A 2,579-nucleotide genomic window follows, 5' to 3' on the forward strand; every position below is an offset into this window, starting at 1 on the left:
AGAGCTCGCTCGACAGTCGCCTCGCAAGCCTCTACGGCGGACGCGTGGCCGAAGAGTTGATATTTGGTGATGAGAACGTCACCACCGGGGCATCGAATGATATCCAGCGTGCCACTCAACTGGCGCGCGACATGGTGACGAAATACGGTCTGTCCGAGGAACTGGGTCCGATGACCTACACCGACGAGGAGGACGAAGTCTTCCTGGGCCGATCAGTGACGCAGCACAAGCATGTTTCGGAAGCGACAGCCCGGCGCATCGACGAAGTCGTTCGCTCGGTCATCGATCGTGCCTACGAACGCGCTCGCGAAATCCTCACCCGTGAAAGCAGCAAGCTCGAAGCAATGGCGCAGGCTTTGCTTCAGTACGAAACCATTGATCGCGAAATGATTGCAGCGATCATGGATGGGCGCGAGCCGGATCCACCCAAGGACTGGACAAGTGATTCGAGCAAGCGCGGCAGCGGAGGCGGCGCCAGTAATGGTGGCAGCGGAGAGAGTCCTATCGGTGGTCCCGCGACGCAGTCGCGCAGTACGCCCAATCCCTGACAGCAGTGTCCAACACCTGATAAAAAGGCCGCCCCGAGGGCGGCCTTTTCATTTCCAGGAGCACGATCATGTTTTTTCCGGTACTTGACTGCAAGGGCAGGGAGCTGGTTCTGGACCGGCCACGCATCTGCGCCATCGTCAACGTCACGCCGGACTCGTTCTCGGACGGCGGGAAATTCCTGGCGCCGGAAGCGGCCATCGAACATGCGTTGCGGATGGTCGAACAGGGTGCCGATCTCGTCGACATCGGCGCGGAATCAACCCGACCCGGCGCGGCGGCAGTGGCTGCGCGAGAGCAGATCGCGCGCGTTGTTCCAGTCATCGAGGCTATTGCCCAAAGAACGACTGTGCCCATTTCCATCGATACTTCCAATGCCGAGGTGATGCGTGCTGCAGTCGCTGCCGGCGCAGGCATGATCAATGATGTCCGCGCGCTTCGAGAGGAAGGTGCACTCGACGCGGCGGCCGATCTCGGCGCCATCGTTTGCCTCATGCACATGCAGGGCGAACCCCGGAGCATGCAGGACGCGCCTCAATACGACGATGTGGTTGGTGAGGTACATCGATTCCTTTCCGATCGCGTGCTGGCCTGCCAGATGGCCGGCATGGACAAGAAGCTGATCGTGGTCGATCCTGGCTTCGGCTTCGGCAAGACGCTTGCACACAATCTCGAACTGCTCGCCAACCTGGATCGATTTGCCGAACTGGGGCCACTGCTGGTCGGTCTCTCGCGGAAGTCGATGATCGGCGTGCTGACCGGTCGCAGCGATGTCGATGACAGGGTTGCCGGTTCAGTGGCTGCGGCCCTGATTGCGGTTCAGCGTGGTGCCGCGATCGTGCGCGTGCACGACGTTGCCGAAACCCGTGATGCGCTCGCAGTCTGGCATGGCCTGCCTGATGCAACGTCGCGACGGCGCCCGGCTTCGCCGGCTGCAAGCCTTTGGGACGAGGATTGATCGCATCCGGCAGCGAAAAATATATCGTAAATTCATTGGCTTGGAGATCCGTGCGGGCACCGCACGCCGGTTTGCGTTTTAATGGGTATTCGGAATTCTCCGATGGGCCGGTGCTTCGCCCATATCGAGCCGAGGAAACAGCTATGAAACTCTTCAATCCAGGCCTTTCGGTGGTGCTTCTGGTCCTCGCTTCCGCCGGCAACGCCGCGGAAAACTGGCAACCCTACGTACAGAACAACGGTGCTCTTGCAGGCGTGCAGCCGATTGACGCCATGATGGTGGTCGATTGCCTGCTGCCTGGGCAAATGCGCCGCTCTGGCGCCATGTCGTATATGGGGCCGCGCCTGCCGGTCAAGACCACCGCCCAACTGTGCGCGATGCGCGGTGGCGAGTACGTCGCTTATGACCGCGCGAGTCTCGAAAACAGCCTCGCCGTCTGGATGGAAAAGGCAAAGGGTGGCGATGCGCAAGCCCAGTTCTATGTCGGGCAGATTTATGAGAAGGGCATGGATACCGCCCCCGATTATGTGAAAGCGGCCGAGTGGTACAAGAAGGCTGCGGCCTCCGGGTCCAATGAAGCCAAGCTGTCACTGGCTTCGATGATGGAAGTCGGACATGGCATGCCTGTCGACACGACCGCTGCGGTGAACCTGTATCGAGAGGCCATGGGGATCACCGGTCAGGATCTGATCTCGCAACAGGAGGCGGATGCACGGGTTGCCGAAGTCGAGCAGCGCAATATGCAGTTGCGCAGTGAACTGGCCATGCAGCGCTCCCAGGCCGACGCTCAGGTAAGCAAGCTGCAAACCCAGGTGGCCGCGCTGAAGAACGCCAACGCGAGCCAGCAGAGTGACGCGAAAAAAATGGCCGCGCTTGAAAGCTCGCTCAAGGAGGCCATGCAGCAGCGTGCCGATGTCGACAGGAAGCTTGCCGAAGCAGAAGCCACAGAGCTGGACGACAGCGCAAACCTCGCCCAGACGCGAAGCGTGCCGGCTCCACTTGTATCGGGAACCTCGGCGACACCGATTGCTGCCAAGGGTGTCAAGTTCGGCAAATATCACGCGTTGATCATTGG

The 2,579-nt window shown here is 60.5% G+C and carries 1 protein-coding gene and 2 pseudogenes; all 3 read left to right on the forward strand.

Annotated elements, in window-relative coordinates:
• A pseudogene (locus WBP53_RS03030) lies at nt 1-548 on the forward strand (ATP-dependent zinc metalloprotease FtsH); the annotation flags it as partial.
• Between the two features lie 68 nt (nt 549-616).
• The gene (gene folP, locus WBP53_RS03035; RefSeq protein WP_423925802.1) at nt 617-1,504 is read left to right on the forward strand and encodes a dihydropteroate synthase; all 888 of its coding nucleotides are present in this window, start codon (nt 617-619) and stop codon (nt 1,502-1,504) included.
• A 143-nt stretch (nt 1,505-1,647) separates the two neighbouring features.
• Nucleotides 1,648-2,579, forward strand: a pseudogene (locus tag WBP53_RS03040) (hypothetical protein); the annotation flags it as partial.

It is taken from the genome of Dokdonella sp. (assembly GCF_049593775.1).
GTDB lineage: Bacteria > Pseudomonadota > Gammaproteobacteria > Xanthomonadales > Rhodanobacteraceae > Dokdonella.